Annotated in this window: 16 protein-coding genes; 8 read left to right on the top strand and 8 right to left on the bottom strand. The window is 55.9% G+C overall.

Annotated features, from left to right (window positions below; all coding sequences use genetic code 11):
• Positions 1–30: 30 nt before the first annotated feature.
• Positions 31–174, top strand: a complete 144-nt coding sequence (locus R1T46_RS09190) for a DUF3096 domain-containing protein (protein ID WP_007152669.1) — start codon at positions 31–33, stop codon at positions 172–174.
• A gap of 203 nt (positions 175–377) precedes the next feature.
• Entirely contained in the window at positions 378–2,438 is a 2,061-nt protein-coding gene (locus tag R1T46_RS09185; RefSeq protein ID WP_317308060.1) for a putative bifunctional diguanylate cyclase/phosphodiesterase, read from the top strand.
• Positions 2,439–2,462: 24 nt separating this feature from the next.
• Here the strand turns inward: R1T46_RS09185 and R1T46_RS09180 are convergent, their stop codons facing one another.
• Positions 2,463–3,326 carry a DMT family transporter gene (locus R1T46_RS09180; protein ID WP_286810378.1) on the bottom strand — a complete coding sequence of 288 codons (864 nt, stop codon included), beginning with the start codon at positions 3,324–3,326 and terminating at the stop codon, positions 2,463–2,465.
• Between the two features lie 218 nt (positions 3,327–3,544).
• Between R1T46_RS09180 and R1T46_RS09175 the strand changes: the two genes are divergently transcribed.
• Positions 3,545–4,288 carry a substrate-binding periplasmic protein gene (locus R1T46_RS09175; protein ID WP_286810376.1) on the top strand — a complete coding sequence of 248 codons (744 nt, stop codon included), beginning with the start codon at positions 3,545–3,547 and terminating at the stop codon, positions 4,286–4,288.
• A 260-nt stretch (positions 4,289–4,548) separates the two neighbouring features.
• Entirely contained in the window at positions 4,549–6,171 is a 1,623-nt protein-coding gene (locus R1T46_RS09170; protein ID WP_286810374.1) for a M28 family metallopeptidase, read from the top strand.
• Between the two features lie 72 nt (positions 6,172–6,243).
• Here the strand turns inward: R1T46_RS09170 and R1T46_RS09165 are convergent, their stop codons facing one another.
• The 3 genes from R1T46_RS09165 to R1T46_RS09155 form a co-directional block, all read right to left on the bottom strand.
• The gene (locus R1T46_RS09165) at positions 6,244–7,380 is read right to left on the bottom strand and encodes a glycerate kinase (RefSeq protein WP_286810372.1); all 1,137 of its coding nucleotides are present in this window, start codon (positions 7,378–7,380) and stop codon (positions 6,244–6,246) included.
• Position 7,381: 1 nt separating this feature from the next.
• On the bottom strand, positions 7,382–8,725 hold the full coding sequence (locus tag R1T46_RS09160) for a GntP family permease (RefSeq protein WP_126811835.1): 1,344 nt from the start codon (positions 8,723–8,725) through the stop codon (positions 7,382–7,384).
• 149 nt (positions 8,726–8,874) lie between these two features.
• Positions 8,875–9,963, bottom strand: coding sequence for a CdaR family transcriptional regulator (locus R1T46_RS09155; RefSeq protein WP_286810368.1), 1,089 nt, complete (start codon positions 9,961–9,963; stop codon positions 8,875–8,877).
• 78 nt (positions 9,964–10,041) lie between these two features.
• On the opposite strand from R1T46_RS09155, the gene R1T46_RS09150 reads away from it, so the two are divergent.
• The 4 genes from R1T46_RS09150 to R1T46_RS09135 all read left to right on the top strand — a co-directional run bounded on the left by R1T46_RS09150 (position 10,042) and on the right by R1T46_RS09135 (position 14,310).
• Positions 10,042–10,545 (top strand): spondin domain-containing protein, encoded by a 504-nt coding sequence (locus R1T46_RS09150; protein WP_286810367.1) that lies wholly within the window; start codon positions 10,042–10,044, stop codon positions 10,543–10,545.
• 192 nt (positions 10,546–10,737) lie between these two features.
• The gene (locus tag R1T46_RS09145; RefSeq protein WP_206512118.1) at positions 10,738–11,607 is read left to right on the top strand and encodes a hypothetical protein; all 870 of its coding nucleotides are present in this window, start codon (positions 10,738–10,740) and stop codon (positions 11,605–11,607) included.
• A gap of 31 nt (positions 11,608–11,638) precedes the next feature.
• Positions 11,639–12,490, top strand: a complete 852-nt coding sequence (locus tag R1T46_RS09140) for a hypothetical protein (protein ID WP_317308059.1) — start codon at positions 11,639–11,641, stop codon at positions 12,488–12,490.
• Between the two features lie 2 nt (positions 12,491–12,492).
• Entirely contained in the window at positions 12,493–14,310 is a 1,818-nt protein-coding gene (locus tag R1T46_RS09135) for a choline/carnitine O-acyltransferase (RefSeq protein ID WP_317308058.1), read from the top strand.
• Between the two features lie 92 nt (positions 14,311–14,402).
• Here R1T46_RS09135 and R1T46_RS09130 read toward each other — a convergent pair whose 3' ends face one another.
• From R1T46_RS09130 to R1T46_RS09115, 4 genes are all read right to left on the bottom strand, one after another.
• A complete protein-coding gene (locus R1T46_RS09130) occupies positions 14,403–15,005 on the bottom strand; it encodes a cysteine hydrolase family protein (RefSeq protein WP_199480758.1) in 603 nt (200 codons plus the stop codon).
• A 167-nt stretch (positions 15,006–15,172) separates the two neighbouring features.
• Entirely contained in the window at positions 15,173–16,093 is a 921-nt protein-coding gene (locus R1T46_RS09125) for a BamA/TamA family outer membrane protein (protein ID WP_286810362.1), read from the bottom strand.
• A 35-nt stretch (positions 16,094–16,128) separates the two neighbouring features.
• The gene (locus tag R1T46_RS09120; RefSeq protein ID WP_286810360.1) at positions 16,129–16,905 is read right to left on the bottom strand and encodes a hypothetical protein; all 777 of its coding nucleotides are present in this window, start codon (positions 16,903–16,905) and stop codon (positions 16,129–16,131) included.
• A 130-nt stretch (positions 16,906–17,035) separates the two neighbouring features.
• The gene (locus R1T46_RS09115) at positions 17,036–17,410 is read right to left on the bottom strand and encodes a hypothetical protein (protein ID WP_126811825.1); all 375 of its coding nucleotides are present in this window, start codon (positions 17,408–17,410) and stop codon (positions 17,036–17,038) included.
• Between the last annotated feature and the right edge of the window lie 28 nt (positions 17,411–17,438).

The following is a 17,438-nucleotide window of genomic DNA, read 5'->3' as shown; positions in this document are numbered from 1 at the left end:
TCCAACGTACTCGACAGGGATATTACTCTTATGACACTTCACCTTGAACTGGCGCCACTGATCAGCCTGGGCGCGGGCATTGGCATACTCGTGTTTCCAAAGCTGCTTAACTACATCGTCGCGGGTTATCTTATTATTCTCGGCGTTCTGGGGTTGTTGGGGCATACACTGTAAGCTGAAGACCCAGCGAGACAAAGCCATCTGTTGGCGCGATTTGTGGAGAGCACCGGCAGTCATGCGAAGCAAAGGACAGCAACCCAATCTTCAGCGGAAACTGACCGCGCTGGTAGCAGGGCTGTGCCTCACGATCATCCTGACCGTGTGTTTCATGGTCGCCGTGGTGCAAGTGCAGTCGGCAATCACCGCCTACACCTGGGGTGATACTGCTGATCCGCCTTTTCTCATGGCTCGACCAGTTGGAACGTGCCATTGCAGCCTGGGCGGAAACCGATGAACGGCTACTTGAGCTGGACCAGATCGGCAACGCGATGGAACGTGAATGGCTGAAGACCTCTCCGAGTCGCGACAAACTCGACGCCCTGAGGGAAAGGCTTGCCGTTCTGGACGAGAGCTTGCAAAAAAGCGCCCGAAAATTCCGTCTGGCCATGGGCGATGCATCCCGCTGGTCTGCCAGCTTCCTCTCCGTCGTCAGCGCCGGATTTCTGATTCTCGTGGCGTTGTTATCCTGGTACCTGGGCTTCCGGCTGGTGAGACTACTCAAACGCACCGAACAGAATTTTCGTTCCATTTTCGAGCAGTCCGCCATCGGCATTATCCGAATTGATACCGAAGGCCGGATTGTCAACGCCAACCGGGCCACCTATGACATTCTCGGCTACCAGCCCGATGAACTCGTACCCAGGCCCTACTGGGAACTGGTTCATCCGGAAGACTGGGACGTTGCCCGGGAAGAACGGCGGGCCATTAATTCGGGGGCCATCGACAGTTACACCGCCGAACATCGGCTCGTTCGCAAAGACAACACGTTGTTATGGGCCAGACTCACCGCGTCCCGTGTGTGGGATGCTCCCAGTGCGTCCGCTTATTTCACAACGGTGCTGGAAGACATTTCCGAATCCCATCGACTGTCGACTGAACTCAGCTACATGGCAACCCATGACAGCCTGACAGGCCTGATCAATCGACGGGAATTCGAACACCAGCTTGCCAGTCATCTCGGGCGTGCCCGCAACGAAAATACACAGCATGCGCTGTGCTATGTCGACCTTGATCAATTCAAAGTGGCGAACGACACGTCCGGCCACGATGCTGGCGACCAGCTCCTGCGCCAGGTAGCGAACATCATCGCCAACAATCTGCGTGAAGCCGACACCCTCGCGCGGCTGGGCGGCGATGAGTTTGGCATCATTCTGCAGAACTGCGACCTCAATACGGCCGGTCAGGTGGCTGAAAAGGTACGCGCGGCACTCGATCACCTCGTGTTTACCTGGCAGGAAACCAGCCACACCATCAGCTGCAGCATTGGTGTGGTGCCGATTAACAATGAGAGTTCGGGCATCAGCGCCCTCATGAAGGCTGCAGATATCGCCTGTTATGCCGCCAAAGACAGTGGCCGGAACCGTGTTTCCGTCATGTCGCTGGACGACGAACATATGGCATCCCAGCAAGGACAGATGGAGTGGCACAACCGTATCCAGACCGCTCTTCAGGAAAACCTGCTCTTCCTGGAGTGTCAGTTGATCACCCCCACCAACCGGCAAAACAATGGGTTGCGATATGAGGTTCTGGTCCGCATGCGATCGGCCGGCGGCTCGGTGGTGCCTCCCAGCGCCTTTCTGCCTCCGGCAGAGCGTTATGGCATGGCCGCCAGAATCGACCGTTGGGTTATCGAGAATGTCCTCCAAAACCTATCTCAGGTACCGGAACACCTGGAGGCACTGGAGGCATGCCACATCAACCTGTCGGGACGGTCGTTTGACCAGGCGGATTTTGCAGACTTCGTAGTGGACCTGTTCGGCCACTATCAGGTTCCGCCTGACAAGATCTGTTTTGAAATCACCGAAACAGCCGCCGTCCATAACCTATTGGAAATACAGTCCTTTATGAAACGACTGAGCCTGATGGGCTGCAGCTTTGCACTGGATGATTTCGGTTCGGGCCTGTCATCCTTTGGCTACCTGCGCCGGTTACCAGTGAACTGCCTGAAAATCGATGGCATGTTCGTGCGCGACATCGAGACCGATAAAACGGACTTTGCAATGGTCAGAGCGATTCACGATATCGGCCGTACCATGAATATGATCACTGTGGCGGAATACGTGGAGTCAGAGCAAGCAAGGGTGCTGCTCGACCAGATCGGCGTGGATCTTGTCCAGGGTTTTGGGATACACAAACCCTGCCCGCTGCAGGACATCCTGGCCATGGATCCCAGCCGGCTCTCGAAACAGATTGCGCGCCCCGGGGGGCATTCAGAATAAGCGCTCCCGATACCACCCGAGAGATTAACTGGCTCGACGAAACAGTACGTAATTCCCCAGGATGGCCAACAACGCACCCAGTACGGCGGTTGTTGTCCATTCAAACCCCTCCAGCCAGGTCGACACACTCAGGGCGACGACCGGAAAAAGCACTGTCGCGTACCCCGCCCTATCTGCTCCCAGGGTCTGAATCACCGTAATGTAGCAGTAGAACGCAATGATGGAACCGGGTACCGCCAGGAAAACCGTTGCGCCCCAGAAGGTCGCGGAGGTTGGCACCACCCACTCCACGCCCTGCAACAGGCACCAGACGCCGAGGATCACCGCGCCGTAAACCATGGCCCAGGCGTTCGCCACCAACAAAGGGATTTGTGCCAGCCGAACCTTGATACTCACCAGGTTCCCCATGGAAAACCAGAAAGTGCCGGCAGCCGCAAACAGGATGCTGGCACCGGTGGCGTTACCAAGCTGCAAATCATGCCAGAACAGCAGCGCCACGCCTGTAATCCCTAACGCCACAGCGGGATACAGACGGGCGGTGGGCTTCAACCGCAACCATAGCCAGCCATTCAAGGCATTGAACAGCGCCGCCAGTGAAAACACCACCGCCAGCAAACCACTGGTCATGGACTCGGCAGCACGGTATATGAGCAGGAAGTTCACGCTGTACAGCGTCAGCCCCTGCAAAAAAAGCCACCCATGCTGCTTGAGCGTCAACGTCTGCAGGCGCCCAAGCAATGCAAGCACTACCAGGGCTACACCGGAAGCCATCAAAAAGCGATAGAACACCGAAACATCCACCGGTGCAGACTCAACCTGTAGGCGAATAGCCGTCCAGGTCAGGCCCCATATCAACACCGTCAGTCCATAGTGCACAGAAATCGGCATAGCAGTATTTCCCTTTAATAAGTGACGCAGCGGTGGATCAAGTGGCCAAGCTTATGGCAGTGCGAGGGAGAAAGCCTGTCAGATCCTGACCACCTTACCTGCGACTTTCACTACATTGCCAAAATGTAAAGAAGAGGATTCCAGCATGCCATGCTGGCTCCCCAATCAATACCATGCCGCACTCGATAAATACGTAACTATCAACGTGGAGTGTGTTCATGAAAGGAAAATTCGGGCTGTTAATGGCCCTGCTCGTGACGGCAGGCTGTGCGACCGCCACTGAAGAACTGCGGATCTACACAGAACAATATCCTCCGTACAACATGACCACCAATGGTCAGCCATTTGCGCATTCGAAGGCAGATATTACCGGCCTTTGTACCGACGTTGTGAAAGCACTCCTCGGAAAGGCTGAGCTGGATTACAGCATCAAGCTTCGGGACCTCAGCTATGGGCTCAGCCGTGTCGAACGACATCCTGACCATGGCATTTATTGCGTGTCCAAAACAGACGATCGCGAGCCATTTTTTGACTGGGTGGGGCCGCTGTCCTCCATCAAGTGGACCTTATTCGCCAAGCCTGGCTCGCCCATTGAACTCGAGCGGCTGGAAGACGCCCGTCAGTATCGGATCGGCGGCTACAAAGGCGATGTGATGACGAACTACCTGGCGGACAAAGGCTTTGAAGTTTCGGCCATTAGCAACAATGGCCTGAACGCCCGGCGCCTGGCAGAAAATCAGATAGACCTATGGGTGGCTGACGGCCTTGCTGGCCCCTACCTGGCCGCTGATGCCTCCGATATAACGGGGCTTGAGCCCGTTCTGACCTTCCGTGAAACCCCGATGTATCTCGCCGTTCACAAAGAGACCTCCGCCGAGATTCTTCAGGCGCTCAACAGAGGTTACCAGGAGCTGGTTGAGTCCGGTGAAAAAGCGACCATCTCCCGTTCTTACGGATTCTGACTACTGATACAAAGTTGGTAATCCGCCTCCCGACCCGGTCATCAGCGCGGTAAGGAATCACGCTGATGACCGCCTCAAAAAACCCTAACGTTTTGTAATGTTTCTGGGATGGATAGACAAATATTCCACGACTAGTCTTGCGATAAGCATCGAAGGAAGTAGTGATGCCCGGGCCCCTGTTTCCCATCCTTTCAGGTGGCCCTCGCTGAAATCCGCCACAAGCGGATCTAACAACAAACTCCCAGGATTGGAGAAAACAAATGCATATCAGCACCGCAAGCCGCACCATGGCTTTAGGATCTCTTTTCTTTGCAATAACCGCACACGCCGCACCCGGCCAGAAATCCACCGCTGATTTACTCAATGATTTCTGGAGCCCGGATCGCATCAGCCCGTTCGAATGTCGCTTTGGCATTCTCAACAGCACCCCCTTCGGCCTGCCCCGATGTATGCAGGCAAGCAACATCCAATACCACCTGGACCGGTTATACGGCATTGCCGAGGCCAACGATGGCAATCGCGCTGCCGGCTTACCTGGATACCAGGCGACGGTCAATTACGTTAAAACCACACTGGAGAGTGCCGGCTATGACGTGACCATCCAGCAGTTTCCTTTCAATGCCTTCTACCCGACCGGGGATGGCATTCTGCAGGCCACGGCACCTACTCCGACCGACTATGTCTGGGAGGAGGACTTTACTTACCTGTCGCAGACCGAGCCGGGCGATGTGACAGGCATGGCCGTCGCCGTCGATGTTCAACTCGGCCCCGACAACACCTCCACCAGTGGTTGCGAACCTGAAGACTTTACCGACTTTCCGGCCGGTTCGGTCGCCGTCATCCAACGGGGAGCCTGCGCCTTCGGGCAGAAAGCAACCAACGCCGCCAATGCCGGCGCCACAGGTGTGGTTATTTTCAACCAGGGCAACACAGAAGACCGTAAAGGCCTGACCAACGCCACCCTGGGCGACGACTACGCTGGCGGCATTCCGGTTGTGTTCACCACCTACGACATTGGCGCTGGCTGGGTTGAGCAGCAGGACCTCCAGCTCAGAGTCGTGACCAACGTGGTGAGAGAGCAAACCGAAACGTCCAACGTGATTGCCGAAACTAATCGGGGTAACCCTGACAATGTCGTGATGACGGGCGCTCACCTGGATTCAGTGTTTGAAGGGGCTGGTATCAACGACAATGGCTCCGGCAGCGCTGCGTTAATTGAACTGGCGCTGCAAATGAAACGGGCTCACCCTCGTAATCAGGTCCGCTTTGCCTGGTGGGGTGCGGAAGAGGCCGGCCTGGTTGGCTCAACGTTCTACGTTAACAGCCTTTCCCAGGAAGAGAAGGACAAGATCAAGGTCTATCTGAACTACGACATGATTGGTTCGCCCAACTTCGGCAACTTTATCTACGATGGCGATGGTTCCGACTTCGATCTGGCAGGTCCTCCCGGGTCAGCCGCCACGGAGGCGCTGTTCGAGAAGTACTTCAATCTGCGTGAAATTGCCTCAGAGGGCACGCAAATCAGCTTCCGCTCAGACTACGCTCAGTTCTTCGAGGACGGCATAGCGTTTGGCGGGCTGTTTACCGGCGCTGAAGTGCTGAAAACCGAAGAGCAGGCCGCCAAATTCGGTGGCGAAGCCGGTGTCGCGTTCGACCCCTGTTACCACTCAGCCTGTGACGACATCACCAATGTTGACGAGCTCGCCCTTGAAATCAATGGCGATGCCGCAGCCTTCGTGACCAGTTGGTTGTCACTCTCAACCCGAGTGATTGACGAGGAAATCGCCGCAGCGGAAGAAGCGGAACCTGCGGCCGGTGCTCGCGCACTGCAGGCAGAGCCGCAACGCGACATTACCCATTGGGGTGACAAGTGGATCAAGTAACCCTTCTCGTTACATCATCCACTTAACGATGAGGGCCACTTTCAGGAGTGGCCCTTTTTTGTGGCCCGGGCGTCATTGCCCACGAATGGCATGAACCAGCCGGGCTAGCTGTTCTGCACATTGTTCCAGGTTTTTCTGTCCATCCCGCATGGCCTCATCAAGCGTCATCGGTTCTGGCACAATAGAGAACGCTGCGGCCAATCCCAGGTCATGAAGGGCCGTCAAGTCACTGCCCACTTTTCCACCCAGGCCAAGAACCGGCACTCCGTGCTTTCGGGCCAAAGCTGATACACCTGCTGGTGTCTTCCCTGCCGCACTCTGGCCATCAATCGCCCCTTCCGCCGTGATCACAAGATCCGCCGAACGCATCTGTGTCTCAAGCCCCACGGTCTCCATCACCAGCTCGATTCCGGACTTCAGGCTGGCGCCCAGAATACCCGCAACCATACCTCCAATCCCGCCTGCAGCACCGCTGCCCGGGAACGAACGTATGTCGTACCCGGACTTGCCCGCAATGTCCGCAAACCGGCTCAGGTTACGGTCCAGTTCGGCCACCTGTGCAGGAGTGGCCCCTTTCTGGGGGCCAAACACGGCTGCGGCGCCATCGGCGCCGTTCAGAGGGTTGCTGACATCACAGGCGACAACCAGGCGAGTGTTCTCCAGTGCTTTAACGGCGGGGGACACGTCGAGACTCGACAACAAAGCCAGGCCGGCGCCACCTGACGGAATCTCCTGACCATGGGAGTCCAGCAACCGGGCGCCAAGAGCCTGAAGAATGCCAGCTCCACCATCGGTTGTTGCGCTGCCACCCAGACACATCACCAGGGTGTCCGGTCTATGCTTCATGGCGGCCTTGATGAGCTCTCCCGTCCCCCGGCTGGTTGCCTTCATGGCATCCCTTCGGCCGGCAGGCACATGGTGCAACCCACTGCCTTCCGCCACTTCGACAACAGCAGTGCGGCCGTCGGCGACCAGACCATACTGCGCCGTTACTGGATCACCCAGTGGCCCTGTTACGTCAGCGCAATGCAGCGTCCCGTTTTGCGACTCAACCAGGGCCACCGTGGTTCCCTCACCGCCATCGGCGAGCGGAACCTGCACCACCTCATCCGTCGGCGCCCCCCGACTCCAACCGCGCGCAATCGCAGCCGCCACCTCCTTGGCAGGCAGACACTCCTTGAATGAGTCGGGCGCGATGAGGATCCGCATATTACAGTGCTACCAGTGAGGTCAGCCAAACCATCGAAATCGTGACCAGCCCCATAATCAGTGTTGCCGTGGTATGGGACTTATAGGCCGTAGCCACATCCATCTTGCTGAACTGGGAAACCACCCAGAAATAACTGTCGTTGGCGTGGGAAACCGTCATGGCGCCAGCACCGATGGCCATCACCGTCAACACGCGACCGAATTCCGAGTCCAGCCCCAGTTGCGTCATCAGGGGCGCCACAAGCGCCGACGTCGTGACCAGCGCAACGGTTGAAGAGCCCTGTGCGGATTTCAGCGCGGCAGCGACAAGGAACGGCATGATGACACCCAACCCGAGTGTCGAGAGCGTATCTCCAAGATAATCCCCCAATGCCGTTTCAGCCAGCACACTGCCAAAGGCCCCGCCCGCACCGGTGATCAGGATAATGGGAGCAGATACCTCCAGGCCCTTTTGCGTATGACGGGCGAATTCATCCAGCTTTTGCTTGCCCTGAATAAGCATCAACGCAAAGCCAAGGCCAATCATCAATGCGTTCAGAGGCTTACCAAGGAAATTCAGCGTCTCGTACAGAGCTCCCTCTCCGAGCGGAGCCGTCGGATAGCTCGCAACCGACCCCATACAAATCAATAGTATCGGGACAAAGATCGGTGCAAATGCAGCCCAGGGAGTCGGCAGCTCACCATAGTGCTCTCTGGCCTCCTCAAACGCCTCTTCTGCCAGCTCAAGCTCTGTGCTGCCCAGATTCCGGCTCCTGCTCGCCCAGAACAGGCCTGCCAGCGCGGCAATCAAAGCAAACACAAAGCCAACGGCAATAACCAGCCCCAGGTTGTCTTCCAGCCCCAGATTGCCGGCTGCCGCGATGGGGCCTGGCGTGGGTGGAACCAGAGTGTGGGTTGCAAACAGCCCTGTGGAAAGGGCCACCGTCATGGCTACCGGTGACACACTGAGCTTCCTCGCCATGGATCGTTTAAGGCTGTTCAGGATCACGAAACCCGAGTCGCAAAACACCGGGATGGACACGATAAAGCCAACCAGCGACATCGTCAGCGTCGGGAAACGCTGGCCCAGCAGTTTGACGATACTCTCCGCCATGACAATGGCTGCACCGGTGCGCTCAAGTATGACACCGATGATGGTGCCTAGAACGATCACCAAACCGATGTATCCCAGAATGCCGCCGAAACCCGACCTGATGGTACTCTCGATGGTGTCGATTGGCAGGCCAAAAGCAAATGCGGCCAGGAAAGAGGCCAGTAACAGGGTAATGAAGGGGTTCAGCTTGAGCTTGCTGGTGGCAAATACGATAAAGACGATCAATACCAGCAGAATCAGGACCAGATGCATTCATACTCTCCGTTCAGTATTGTTTTCTATGCGTAGGGGTCGGCATTCCTCGGCAGCTAGTTTAAAAGTTGACAGCACCCTGGTCGTTAGCGACGAGAACAATTTTTTTGCTAATTTAGTACATTAAATTGTGGACTTGAACAATTTTTCTAACGTGTTTCCAGGGCGAACTGGAGCACCAGCAAATCCCGGAGCACAAACGGAGACAGCCTGGTGAGCGCTTCGATTTTCTGCAGCCGATAACGCACCGTATTGGGGTGGATGCTTAGCTGGTCAGCACATCGCTTTATTTCGCCGTCACAATCAATGTACCGTGACAGCGTCTTGAGATAGAGTTCTCCCTGCCGATGCTCAACAAGGGGCTCAATCAGTGACTGCAATTCAGCTTGCTGCCAGTGTGGCGCAAGACTCTGCCAGAGCGCCGGAGTTCGAAGCTCTTCGTAGCGGAGAATGCTCGCTCCCGGTTTTCTCCTGCGCCCCACTTCCAGCGTCGCGGTAGCGGACTGATAACCGGCTACGAAGTTCCTGGTGAATGATTTTCCTGTCGCAAGAATGACGTCGTCTTTGCCACGGGCAGCCAAGGTTGCCAGCAGGTTTTTGAACTCAGACTGGCCTGGCCCGGTTTCCGCGAAAATCAGGAGCTGCCTTGGCGACAGGCGAACGGCAAGCGCTGCTCGATGATGCTGCTCGAGATAGGGTGCCAACGGCACAAGCACCTGCTCCACCGCAACCTGGGTTGTTGCTTCGAGTATCAGTCCTATCCTCGGACAATCAGCTTCAATACCCAACTGCTCGAACCAGATTTCCGGCACGGTTTTGCCTTCACACGCCGCCAGCAGCACGTCTTCAATCTGTCGGCGTCGATGCTGCCCTGCTTCCAGCAATGCCGCCTGCTCGAGCATTAGCTCAGCGGTAATACGAACCAGATCCGCGTACTGGGAGACCTCTTCAGGCGCACCGGATATACCAACAACAGCCGCCATCTCCCCGCCAACGGTGACGGGCAGATTTACACCCGGACGGGTTCCCGAGTACGCGCCGGAGCGAGAGTCATCAATGATCAGTGGATGCCCACTGCTGGCGACAAGCTTCGCAGCTTCATGGTGATCACCGACCCGGCGAGGCTCGCCGGACGCGATAATAATACCGTCCGGCGTCATCACGTTGACGGACCAACCAATCGCTTGCATTGTGCGGTCGACAATTCGTTGCGCAGTTTGTTCGTCCAGAGTCAGCACGTGTTTTCGGGGCCCATGGCAGGTTCAGAGAAGCGTTCCAAAGGTATTGTGCCGTAGAGAACCCTTCCGCTCCTAATAGTGACCGGCCAAGTAGCGCACGCCGCCAAAAATGGTGACATTATGCCGTTGGTTACCGCCTCGGACTCAGCGGGCGCCACCACGGTTGCCAATCCCGCTGCGGGACTGTTAGCGCCAGGAGAGACCACGACGGCAATCGTCAATACCAACAACGCCACAGCCAACACACAGCTTTCCGTCGTGGCCATGCTGCTGCCCACCAACGATGGCTTTCTGGCTCTCAACAGCCTGACAGTGCCCACCCTACCTGGCACTTACACCTACAACCTGAACGCCTACGACGCCGGCACCGAAGCCAATACCGAATCCGCTGACACCGTGCCCGGTCCTGCTGCCAGTGGACTGGCCGAGGGTTTCAACGCCGATAGGGACGATGTTAGAAATGCCGTTTACGTTCACCCCGGAGTCGTTACCCAAGACGATGGACTGAATGCCTCCACACTGGGAGGCAATCAGCGCTGGGATAACCCTATTGCGCGAGTACAAATTGAGCGAGTGCAGTAGACGATAGCCACAGGCACAACCCATTGTGCCTGTGGCCCCCTCCTACTGAGTAAGACCAAATACTCAGCGCGTTCCGACGAAATGTCAGTTATTCGTAACTGAAGCGTGGTTTAGGCTCAGCGATAACCAGACTCAACGCATCGTATATGGCATTTCGATGCCGCTGAGTATTTTCGTATGAGGAGCGCCACCGTGAACCTCTTCGGTTTCCAGCACAGCATCATCAAGAACTGTGTAAACCTCGCCAAGTACCCGCTGACCCTGCCAGGTGACAGTGCCTGGAACGACACCATCGACGGTATACGTCAGGATTTGGCGAGGGAAGGTTGCGCCATTCTTTCATCCTTTATTTTGCCGGAAGCTCTGGTACGTCTTGAGGCTGAAAGTTCAGCAATGGCGATCAACGCGTACTACAGGACGGAGATGGTTAACGCCTACAACATCGATATCAATACGGTGCTCCCCCGTTGGCACCCTGGCAACCTGACCATGGAACGTGGCAACGCATTTGTTGCACGAGACCAGATTCCCTCAACGGCTATAATCCAGCAACTCTACACCAACCCACTGTTCCAGAGTTTCATCGCAGATTGCTTCCAGCTTAAACGCGTCCACGAGCTGGCTGACCCGTTTTCCGGGCTCGTACTCAATGTCATCGCTCCCGGCAAAGAGCATCCGTGGCACTTCGATACGAATGAATTTACTGTCAGCCTGCTTACCCAGTCGCCAGAGGCGGGTGGCCTATTTGAATATTGCCCGCACATCCGCACAGCTCAGGAAGAGCACTTCAGAGACGTCAACGCTGTTCTCAGGGGCTCACGTAGCGGCCGTATTCGTAAGATCAACCTGTGTCCCGGCGACCTACAGCTCTTCATGGGGCGTTACTCCCTGCACCGTGTAAGCAGAGTCGAAGGCGCGACCACTCGACACTCCGCGATCTTTGCGTACAGCGAACGCAGGGGTGTTATTGGAAGCCCTACACGAACCCTTCAGCTATTCGGACGACTGGCGCCAGTCCATACGGCAAGAGCTGTGGTAAGAAACGATCACTTGCTGGATTAGCTATCAACAGGCTTTTGCTAACGGAGGCGCAATGAACGATACATCGCAACTGGACAACACCGGCAAAGTCTCACTGGATCACATCTATACCGCACCGGACCCCCGTGACTATTTCATAACGCTCCAGCGGCTTGGTTATTGCATCCCTCAACTGGCGCTGCCCCACTTTACCAACCTGATTGACGCTTATCGCCGGACTAGGCGAGTGTCGACGCCAACCATTGTCGACATTGGCAGCTCCTATGGCATCAATGCCGCGCTGATTCGCTACGGCACCAACATGAACAGGCTTTACAAACACTACGGCTGCCAGAGCGCTGGGGCTCTGTGCAGGGACGCATTGATCAAACGCGACCGAATGTGCCTGACGGCGCAATCGTCAAAAGATCACAGCCGATGGATTGGTCTCGACTGCTCAGCCCCGGCACTAACGTACGCGATCGACGCAGGGCTGTTAAACGATGTGATAAACGCGGACTTTGAGCATGACCAGCCCACGGCAGAGCAGCTTGCGCAACTTGAGAACACGGACATCGTTCTATCGACCGGTTGTGTGGGGTATGTGACGGAAAAAACCATCACGCGAATTATCGATGCCTCCGGAGAAAAACGCCCCTGGATGGCGCACTTTGTTCTGAGAATGTTCTCTTTCAAAGCGGTTGCTGACGCGTTGACTGTACGGGGCTACGAAACCAGAAAAGTGGCCGGCGTTTTCAGGCAACGTCGATTCGCTGTCCCACAGGAACAGGCGCGGGTGCTTGCCGCGCTGGCGGAGGCAGGCGTTGATTACCGGGGCGTTGAGGATGATGGTTGGCTCTATGCAGAACTGTATATCTCAATGCCAGCCAACGAAAAACCGATCCATGCCGACACAAGAGAATAGCAATGCAAAAGCCTGACAAAACAGCCAACATGCCAGGGACTTTTTCCAAAGAGGCAGACCTGCCCCGAGTTAAACTTCCTGGATTGCACCAGAGTGCGGAGCACTTTCTCGACTGGTGTCGCCCCTTGCTCACCAGCGCAGAGTATCAGGAAACCGTTACATCCGTGGCAGAATTCCTGAAGTCTGATAGTCCCTCACACACACTGTACTCAGCACTTGAGGCGTTCGATCAGCGCAGCGACGTATACAGTTGGCTCGACAAGTTCTGGCAATACCGATATCTGGGACGGCGTGACCGAATCGCCCTCAACGCCAATTTCTTCTTTCTTTTCAAGGAAACCGGAGAACCTTCTGTTCATCGGGCGGCAACGCTGGTTGATCGTGCGGTAGCCTATAAACAAGCGCTTGATTCAGGTCAGGTTCCGGTGCACATGCAGCGGGGAGCTCCCCTATCCATGCGCCAGCACCAGTTTCTGTTTTCAACCACACGTATCCCCGGGGACCCGCTTGATACCGTACGCGCGCCATACACACCAGAGTGGCCGGGGCCGTCCAGTGCGCGGCATATTCTGGTGTTCCGTTACGGGCGAATGTTTCGAATGGACGTGCTGGACGTCGACGGTCAACAAATACCACAGCGTAAGATTCAGTCCGCAATCGAGATTATTCTGGCGGCTTCAGAGACACATGCAGCTGTGGACATGTCGGTTGGTCATCTGACGACCAAAGCCCGTGCCGAATGGGCAGAAAGTCGGCAACAGCTGCTGAGCATTTCCCCGATCAACGGCGAGTCTCTGGACAGTATTGAACGTGCCTTGTTCTGTCTGTGCCTGGACGACATTCAGCCCCAAACCACCCTTGAAGCGTGCAACCAGTTGCTCAGAGGTAATGGCGGTAATCGCTGGTTCGACAAATCTCTATCCCTGGTAGTCATGGAGGACGGTAACGCCGGCATCAACATCGAACACTGTGAACTGGATGGCACGACCGCACTAAGCTTGGTAGACAGTCTAATGGAGACTCCTACAAACCCATCGAACTCATTGGGGCAGGACAACGACAGCTCCCCTACGCTGATATCACCCGTTGAATTCGTCCTGAATGACGCATTGAGAAAAGACATTCGGGAAGCCGCTACAGAATTCTCACATTACGCAGCTAGCATGACATCTACCACGGTTTCACTGGACACTTTTGGAGCCAATCGAGCAAAACAGCTTCACGTCTCTCCGGATGCTTTGGTGCAATTGGCTTTCCAACTCGCCCATTACCGTGCGAAAGGTTTTATCGGGCCCACTTACGAGTCAATCGCCACCCGTCAGTACCGTCATGGGCGGACCGAGGCCATGCGCGTCGTCACTCCTGAAATACTTCAGCTTGTCATGGCTATGGAAAGCTGCGACACCAGCGACGAAGAATGTTGCAGCGCACTAGTGGCAGCAGCAAAAGCGCATGTCGCAAGAGCAAAATCCTGCCAGATGGGTGACGCACCGGAACAGCTTTTATGGGAACTACAGCTCATACAACAGCGCGATGGCAAGCGTCTCGGCGCGCACCGACCACTGGCACTTTATGACTCTCCGGGCTGGCTCACAATGAGAACAGACGCCCTGAGTACCAGCTCGGCACCTTCAGAACACATTCAACATTTTGGGTTTGGTTCAACCAGTGAAACCTGCATTGGGGTGGGATATGTATTACTGCCAGGCAGTCTCAGAATCTACTTAAGCACAGCGAATACGGTTGCCAGCGAAATGGACGCTTTTGCCGAATCAATTCCCAAGGCGCTCGATGAGCTCTGCAACCTGCTGCAGCCATAGGCTTATTGTTCCTGGGTGGCTGGCCCAGCTCTTAGTATGAGCTGGGCGTTCAAGTGTTTCGCTAACTCACCAAGCGCCCAGCCATTGATCAATCAAGCAGGTAAATCCGTTATCTTGTCCACAACTGCGGCGTAAAGATCCCTCGTTGAAGCCAATGCGCCGTCATGCACTTCCTGCGCGGACAGTACCTTGCCATTTGCCGCCTTCAGGGAGCGGGTGGCCGTTGCACTGGCGACCACGGTAGGTGCATACCCCAGGTTGAACCCACCATGGGCGGTTGAGTTGATGCACATGTGCGTCATAAACCCTGCAAGGATGAGGTTTTTAATACCCTTAGCTTTGAGCTGTTCATCCAGATCGGTTTGCACAAACGAATTTGGAAAGTTTTTGGTAATAACCGGCTCGCCGTCTTTCGGCGCAACCGCGTCAGCAATGGCGCCAATGCGAGCACTAACGTCATAGGGTGAGCCTGGGCCAGCATCGTGGCGAATATGAAACACCGGGATACCTTCGCCGCGGGCCAGTTCCAGAAGTTTCCGGCCCTCTTCCATGGCTTTGTCAGCCCCCTCAAGCTTCATGACGCCTTCAAGGTAGGTATTCTGGTAGTCGATCATGATCAGAGCAGATTCGGAAAGACTTGATGGGGCCAGGCTAAGGCCGTTCAGCTCTCTGAGCGTTGTTGATGCTGAGGTCATTGGTGTTCTCCAGCGTCCGGCGTTTGGTTCTAAAGCACGAGCGTATTCGATATGGCTCGTGCAGTCTATGAGACGAAGAAGCCGTTTCTATGAGTCTTTAGCACTACCTCGCTTTAGAATCAGATCGTTTTCACCAATCGCTGCTCACAGGCAACATGACTATCGGTCTAGAACCGCGACCGCCCCCGCAATAGCACCTGCACCTGGTCAACGCTGTCGCCTCCCGCCAGCGGGAAGGCAAAGTCCAGGTGCAGCATTCGCTGTACTTCTATCCGGCTTGAAGCCAACCTGAGGCCAAAACCCACATCTGTCAGTACGCCGTCATCGGGTCCGTTATTGCGACCATCATCAAACCAGGCTCTGCCTACATCGGTGAAAATCACACCCCCCATGCGAAACAGCTCGAAAGGGTGCCAGTCCGGGAAGTAACGGCGCTCCAGTGTCCACAGCGCTCTTCTGTTGCCCTGCTGGTAGTTGCTCGGATAACCACGAAGGCCATTGTCACCGCCAATAAGAAGCTGTTGATCCACGGTCAAATTGTGCGCTGCCGTGAACGACAGGTTGGTGTACCAACTGTTCCAATCCACTGCCCCGCCATGAAAGTACTCCAGGCTCAGGGTTCCGATAAGGTTCTCGAAACGGTGCTGGTCAAATCGCCAGGTGCCGCTCTGACTGAACCCGTAGCTGGCGTAGTTGGTGTCAGTGGCCAGCAAAGCATCCCGGAAGTCCATATTCAGTACGGCGCGGTCTTCCGTCGCTCCAAGTCCCGGCGAGGAGTACCCCAGCTCGGTACGCCACACAAAGCCGTCCCGCACGTCCTCGACCCGTTGCAGACGAGTCAGGTTTGTCATTTCCCGGAAGCGGTTCTCACGGTAGTCAAACCCGACCCATGGGTAGCTCAGTGTCCGATCATCGGGCAGAAGGTCCAGATTGGTTTCATCCGGTAAGCGCTCAAACGCCCGAGCATCGTAGCGAAAACCGGCAAGCAGCCTTAACTGGCTGCCATTGCGTTCTGCCAGTCGCCAGCCGACATCAACACTGGCAAAATCGCGGTCCTGCCGATAGTCCGCAATTGCCTCCGCCCCCACATAGCGGGATTGTTCGCGAATGTCATCCTCACCACTCAGGCCAAATCGCCACTCCGCCAGCTCACTGTAGAATGGACGTCAAGGTACGCACTGCGACCGCGCCCATCACTGCGCTTATCGTAGGAAAGGCCTGCCTGCCAATGGGAGCCAAGCACGTTCGGATCATCGAAATCGACACTGGTCTCGCTGCGGTCGGCATCTTTTTTGTGGGAAATCCCCACGCTCTTGCCGGAACCCAGGAAATTCGGATCAGAAAGGCCGGTGTTGGTTTTATTCTCGCCTCCCGTCCTGGAAGCACCAACGCTCGGCAGTAACGTCCAGGTGTCACGTGCAAAGACAGTGACTTCCAGCTCATTCCCGCAAACGCGGGTAACACCGATCCACGCGGCCGTCAGGTACTCACTCTGCCGCAATATACGTTCGGATTCGTCCAGCGTACCCGGTTGGTAAACGTCACCTTCGTCGAACACCAACTGGGCACGCAGGGCCGATTTCCAGGTCGGGGTATTTAGAGCGTTCAGCGTGCGATAAAGAAAGTTATCCTGTTCCGGATCGCTGGTATCGAAGATCGGGCGCCGAATAATGTTTATTCGGCCGATTCTGGCACCTGCCGGAATATCCAAGTCGCTCTGGCGAGCCAGTTGATCCCGGGGCTGGTCAAGATCAATGGCGTCCGGCTGGATTTCGCTGACAATACAATTGTCGGTGTCAATTTGCGCCCAAGCGATCTGACTGAAAGAGAGAGTCCCAGCAATAAAGAGGGCTCGGCTTTGGAGCCGGAGGACACTATCGAGGCATTGAGTACGGGTCATCGTCTGGCCACAGAACACGGAAACTCACTATGGTGTTGATGTTACCCCACTATAGTGCCGATTCAGGTGTTCGTCCGGGATACTCGCATAAAACACCGTCCATACATCCTGTACGTCATTGGTTAAAAGCTTATTCAACCAATCCGGACTGCGGGACAAGGCAGTTCATCGCGCTGAGGGCGACATCTCGGAACACCTGTTCCGAGGCGATCACACTCGGAAAACGATCATAAACCGCACGTCGGCAGGCCGATGTACGGGTCTCCCCTTCACTGACGCACGTCGAATGAGCCCCGGAGTCCGAATCCTGTCCAGTCGCGTCCTCACACAACACGGGGAGTTGGCGAACGACCCAGTCCATGGCTACGCTAAGTTCGACTGGATTATCCGCAAGGTTGGCAAAACGGCGGGCATCCGCGGGTTGCGGGCGCTCCCGGGTCTGCTCCCAAAGTACGAACAACAGGGCTGCGGAAACCAATACGACCGTGACTTTTGGAAACTTCATGGGGCCTTCTCAATCCGGTAAAACAGGC

The organism is Marinobacter salarius (assembly GCF_032922745.1).
Classification (GTDB): domain Bacteria; phylum Pseudomonadota; class Gammaproteobacteria; order Pseudomonadales; family Oleiphilaceae; genus Marinobacter.
The sequence above is the reverse complement of the archived record's forward strand: the minus strand, read 5'-3'. Positions and strand labels throughout refer to the sequence as shown.